Below are 5,390 nucleotides of genomic sequence, written 5' to 3' on the forward strand. Positions count from 1 at the left end.
GACATTACTTGCTTCATCGATGCGGTAACACTATCCCCTAAGCAACAAGAAAAGCTCTGATAATACAGGAGAGAAACTTCTACGTTTTTAATTGACAGTGGGGGTCATATCAACGTCCTGTTAAGGTGTGAGCAACACAATACCGATGCCGCCGCATGCCACCTTAAACACTATACGCAACGCATAGTAAAAATGCCACGTGTTGAGAATCACTCTTAAACAGTTTGTTAACTGACATATTCGCGCTAGCCATTAATGAAGGATTACAATTCGTTAGTCCACTATGCAAAAGTGCAGCCGAAGCTCTAATTTAGTATAATGATACGAAAAATAGGTACCTATATAGTCACCTAAACTAGAAATCACCCATGAGATTATCATTTTGAAAAAGCTATTAATTGGTGCCACCTTACTCATTTCAATGCAAGCTAGCGCAATTGAACTTAACGCAACAGACAAGGACAATTTAGAAAAGTCAATAACATACCTTTCAAAGCCTTCTGTGCAATGTTTTTCATTGGCTCGTTCGCCGCTAGACTTTATCTGTACAGAGGATGAAACAGCAATAAGAGTAACAAAAGAACTTGTCGACATGTTTGATAAAAAAGAGAAGTTACACCAGATATCTAAAAAGTTAATTGGTAAAGGTGTGAACATTACTGAGAAAGATCAGAAAATAATGCACCAATTTAAAGGCTTTGAAAATAATGGCACTTTATTGGGTATTAAAATTCGAGAATCTGAACATTATAACGAACCTAAGATAGAAGGATGTGAATACTTCTTTGTTAATTCAAAATATACTCAGAATGGGGCAATAAAGTTTAAGTCTGGTAGCGAATGTGGAAATGAAAATCGTTACTACCAGTACAAGATAAAATCGAATTTGATTGAAAAATTCGGCCTAAATTAAGGTGCTTAGGTTTTTGAGATAACACAGGTCATTTAGGATCCTTATTTCTAGGAGCCTTCGACGATTCGAATTAATATCGGAACGAATTAAAATCCAAGTGTTGACTCTGACAATGGCAGTTAACGCCAAGCTAAGCTGTGAGTGAACGTGTGCCATGTTTGAGCGTTAGCGAGTTCGGCACGCGTTCGCGAATCAGTCTTTAGCGCCTTGTTAGCCCTTTTGCCAAATTTGGTACGTATAATCAATATTTGAACTAAATCGCTGTTCAAAAACTAGAGTCAAATCTCTTGGTAGTTCAGGGAAGAAAATATCACCAGAGATATGTTTATGAATTTTTGAAATATGAATTGTGTCCACTTGCGTAATGAGTGACTTATATATTTGACCACCACCAGACACAAACGCATGCTCGGTTACTGTTTCTAAATAACCCAAGGCGTCTTCAACACTTTTGAAATATAAAACATCAGGATCGTTCGATGTAGATGGAGAACGAGAAATAACCGCATATTTACGGTTTGGCAGTTTTCCCATTGATTCAAAAGTTTTACGGCCAAGTAGCAACCATTGATTAAAAGTCCTTGCCTTAAACAACAGCTGCTCACCCTTAACAATCCAAGGTATATCCAGGCCAGAGCCAATTACTCCATTTTCAGCTACCGCTGCCATCAATGATAATTTCAAATTTATCTCCATAGGGCTAACGCCTGCAATAAGGTGTGCCCCACTGAACCAGCAAAGTCCACCGGACTTCATACCAAAACCGCCGAGTGTAACGCATCACCTTGATTGCTTTGTTAAATACCAAATTCGCGCATGATTCTCTGAGACAAAGAATTTAAGTCTTGATAGACATCATCTTCTTTTATCCCACTAGAATACAATTGTTCTAATATATTGTGTCTATAATCTTCTGATTTGAGCACTAGTTTTAAACACCCAGTCTCTTTACTTTCTGCAATAACCTTATCAACGGGGTTATTATTAAAACCATGAAGTGTAAACACTCCTTTTTGACTAATCATTCGTTGATTTATCAATGGTAATGATAAAGCTATTGGACTATCTGGAAGGTCAGAATTATTACTCCGTAAATACTTGGGTAAGTAATCATTAATCATTGTTGGTCTAAATGTGTTAGGCGCAACAATACCTTTAAAGTCCAGCGATAGCTCATTCAAGAGATGAGGGCGCATCACCCAAACTGCACGAGTAGCTCCATTATTTTCTTGCTCTAACGCAAAATATAGGGACACCAGTGGTGACATTGACCAATCAAGCAACCTTGTAGGCAGCCCGTAATGCTGCATTAATGCTAAAAGTTCAAATGCATCATGGGGGTTATAGCTTGAGTAATTTTGGTAATAAGTCATAAACTCGGCTACCATCGACTCCTCTCTATTAGAAGGAATCCCTCTCCAACATATACCTGGAATCAGATCCATTTTCTCATCTTTTATCCCTCTAAACCATAAATCACTAGAATGGCAATTTAACGTTCGGGGTATTGAATTAATAATCTCAAGATATTCCGATAAAGAACTAAATTCTAACTTTTCCATACATTCCTACTGGTATTTAACGCCGCGTTAAGTAGTGAGCAACGCCACCACTGAACCTAACCATACCACCGTAAACACAAAACCCAACGATAGAACGAAAAATGCCATGCGTTGAGAATCTGTCTTAAACGCTTTGTTAGAACTGTGCCTAAAGGTATTGCCCAACCCTGAAAAACTCAGCAAGTGCCAATTTATCAGCTTCAATGCCAACTGGAGCTGATGATAGCGGATACCAATGAACACTTTCAGCTTCTTGTGCTGAAATTGCCCCCGACCAACAGTCAACAACATAGTAATGAATCAATTGCAGTTCACTAGTTGGGTGATATAGAGAGCAAAGATACTTGTATGATTTTGGGTTCACGCTCAATTCTTCGTTAACTTCACGAAACAAGGCTTGAACTTGGCTTTCATCACCTTCGATATGCCCACCGGGAATATTTATTACGCCCGCATCTGTTTCTCTTATTTCGCTACGTTTTTCGAGTAACACACTATCGTGCTCGATCAGCATAAAAGATACGCATTCATGCACTTTCATCAACTTTCCCTATAAGTTCTAACGCCTGCATAACACGTTTACTACTATGCAATTATACTTAATATTGACGCCTTAAAACGAGAAACACCCGGCAAACTGAGATTGCCGAGTGTAGTAAATCGTGTTGATGCATTTGTTATAAATAAATTTAAAAGTACGGTGTATCTACCGTAAATTTAAACACATTCCCGCCAGCCACATCCATTCTATAAATTGTGTTTCTTTGGAATATTATTGGCAGAAGTCTTTTAGTCGATCCCAACTCTAACTTTAGATTGTTATCAACATCAATATAACGAATTGCCACACCTTCTTCCGCTTCATTATGTAGCCAAGCTTCAAGCAAAGCGACCTTATCATTTTCATCATAGTTATCGTGGTCATTTGCTGGAATTTTATCTGATGTTTCCATTACGCTATGAAATGCCCCTTGAAGTTTCATTGCTTGCCTGATCTCATGACAAGCAGGCCCCAAAGCTGCCGCAATTTCAGACTTATCACGTTCACCGGAATATTTTGCCGGTGTAACCCCAACAAGGTCAGTTGGAATCCGTAAGTCGACGTTATCAGGCATAACAATAAAACACCTTCTTTTTCCTAATTTACCAATGAATAAACCAAGTTCAAAGATCACGTTGTCACGAACCGAATCAGATACATCACCCCTTATTTTAGTTTCGTCATCTGGGCTAAATACAAAGATGCCGAAATCTGATGCATTCAGTGCTTCTGTTATCGAATCCAGTGGCGTAACAGATAATGAAAATACGCCTTGGCTCCATATTGTAATATCTGCATCGTGCTGAAGATTAACCTGCAATGGATACGCTACATCTAGCCCTTCAACAGAAGATGCGACAAAAACTTTTGCTTTCAAAATTACCACCTAACCTATTTATTTATAGACATAATGACCCCCACGAAAGGTGCTAGCCTCCAATATCGTGGGTTAGCTTAAAGCCAGAGCCATAATTAGTGCGTCAAACAACTAAATTTGGAGGCTAGCATGAATAAAGATAGCATAATTTTTATTGGCTTAGATACGCATAAGTCATTTATTCAAGTCACTGTATTACAAGAACATCGTGGGGCAAATCCACTACACCTTGGCCGTATTAAATCGAATAAGTCCGCGTTGATTAAATTGGCCAAACAGCTGCAATCCAAGTATCCAAAAGCCACTCTGCACTTTGTCTATGAAGCAGGACCATGTGGTTACTGGACTTATCGCTTAATGACGAGCCTTGGACACTGCTGCTATGTCGTCGCTCCATCACTTATACCTAAAAAGCCAGGCGATAGAGTTAAAACCGACAAACGAGACGCTGCAAAGCTCGCCAAGCTGTTAAAAGCCGAAGAGCTCACACCCATCTATGTACCGGAAGCAGAAGATGAAGCCATTCGAGACCTCTCGCGTGCCAGAGAAACCGCAATGAAAGATCTCAAAGACGCAAAATTCCAACTCAAAGGCTTTCTTCTTCGCAATAATATCCAAGCGACGGTGAATGATAACTGGTCTAAAAAGCATCTACGGTGGCTAACCGACCTCATTCTTCCTCATCATAGTCAGCAAATCGTTTTACAAGAGATGATCATTACCATCAATGAGCGAATGCAACGGCTTCAACGACTCGATAACGAACTACTCCATTCAGTCAAAAACTGGCGATACTATCCTGTGGTGAAAGCCATTCAAGCTATGCGTGGAGTCCGGTTACTCGTAGCACTCGGCACAATAGCCGAACTGGGTGACTTACGACGATTTGATCATCCAAGAAAGCTTATGGCTTACCTCGGACTCGTTCCAACAGAAAACTCTAGTGGAGGTAAAACTCGTCGTGGCAGCTTAACAAAGTGTGGCAACAGTCGGGCCAGACGGTTGCTGGTCGAAGGCGCACACACCTATAAGCACAAAGCGAACATCTCTGTAGAGCTCCAACTAAGGCAAGAAGGACTGCCTAAAGAGATCGTCGATATCGCTTGGCAGGCCCAGCAAAGGTTATGTCATCGTTACCAACGACTGCTACAAAAAGGTAAACACCGAAATGTCGTTGTGGTCGCCATCGCTAGAGAGATGATCGCTTACATCTGGGCGATTACTCGTGAAGTTGTCATCAGCGATGTGGATCCTAAAACTCGAATCACTCGATTACCGGCATGAAGACAGAATTAGTGTTATCGCATTGGATAAAGCATCGGGAGTGGCACAAACACCGACGGCGTTAGGACGGCAATATAGCTTCGGCTGTATTGAACCACGAGCATAGACTGAAGACAGGTGCCACGACGGAACAAGTAAGGTAGGCTCTACTCATCAAACGATGAGCAATCCACGTATATCAGCATGAGAACCGACGACATTACTTGCTTCATC

6 protein-coding genes are annotated in these 5,390 nt (G+C 40.5%); 2 read left to right on the top strand and 4 right to left on the bottom strand.

Annotated elements, in window-relative coordinates; translation table 11 throughout:
* The first annotated feature begins 382 nt into the window (after positions 1 to 382).
* Positions 383 to 913, top strand: a complete 531-nt coding sequence (locus AB4232_RS21575) for a hypothetical protein (protein ID WP_372087975.1) — start codon at positions 383 to 385, stop codon at positions 911 to 913.
* Positions 914 to 1,123: 210 nt separating this feature from the next.
* On the opposite strand, the gene dfrA is transcribed toward AB4232_RS21575, so the two are convergent.
* The 4 genes from dfrA to AB4232_RS21595 all read right to left on the bottom strand — a co-directional run bounded on the left by dfrA (position 1,124) and on the right by AB4232_RS21595 (position 3,893).
* Positions 1,124 to 1,597, bottom strand: coding sequence for a trimethoprim-resistant dihydrofolate reductase DfrA (gene dfrA / locus AB4232_RS21580; RefSeq protein WP_372087976.1), 474 nt, complete (start codon positions 1,595 to 1,597; stop codon positions 1,124 to 1,126).
* Between the two features lie 113 nt (positions 1,598 to 1,710).
* Positions 1,711 to 2,475, bottom strand: coding sequence for an FRG domain-containing protein (locus AB4232_RS21585; protein WP_372087977.1), 765 nt, complete (start codon positions 2,473 to 2,475; stop codon positions 1,711 to 1,713).
* Between the two features lie 148 nt (positions 2,476 to 2,623).
* Positions 2,624 to 3,016, bottom strand: a complete 393-nt coding sequence (locus AB4232_RS21590; protein WP_372087978.1) for an NUDIX hydrolase — start codon at positions 3,014 to 3,016, stop codon at positions 2,624 to 2,626.
* A gap of 148 nt (positions 3,017 to 3,164) precedes the next feature.
* The gene (locus tag AB4232_RS21595; RefSeq protein ID WP_372087979.1) at positions 3,165 to 3,893 is read right to left on the bottom strand and encodes a TIR domain-containing protein; all 729 of its coding nucleotides are present in this window, start codon (positions 3,891 to 3,893) and stop codon (positions 3,165 to 3,167) included.
* Positions 3,894 to 4,022: 129 nt separating this feature from the next.
* Here AB4232_RS21595 and AB4232_RS21600 point away from each other — a divergent pair, with 129 nt between their 5' ends.
* Positions 4,023 to 5,177 (top strand): IS110-like element ISVisp2 family transposase, encoded by a 1,155-nt coding sequence (locus AB4232_RS21600; protein WP_372087980.1) that lies wholly within the window; start codon positions 4,023 to 4,025, stop codon positions 5,175 to 5,177.
* Positions 5,178 to 5,390 lie beyond the last annotated feature (213 nt).

Source organism: Vibrio sp. 10N.286.46.A8, assembly GCF_041470165.1.
In the GTDB taxonomy this organism is placed as follows: Bacteria; Pseudomonadota; Gammaproteobacteria; order Enterobacterales; family Vibrionaceae; genus Vibrio; species Vibrio tasmaniensis_A.

Excerpts from the sequence above, each read along its gene's own strand:
- AB4232_RS21600 (WP_372087980.1), top strand. The coding sequence starts at position 4,023 with ATGAATAAAGATAGCATAATTTTTATTGGCTTAGATACGCATAAGTCA.
- AB4232_RS21585 (WP_372087977.1), bottom strand. The coding sequence starts at position 2,475 with ATGGAAAAGTTAGAATTTAGTTCTTTATCGGAATATCTTGAGATTATT.
- AB4232_RS21590 (WP_372087978.1), bottom strand. The coding sequence starts at position 3,016 with ATGAAAGTGCATGAATGCGTATCTTTTATGCTGATCGAGCACGATAGT.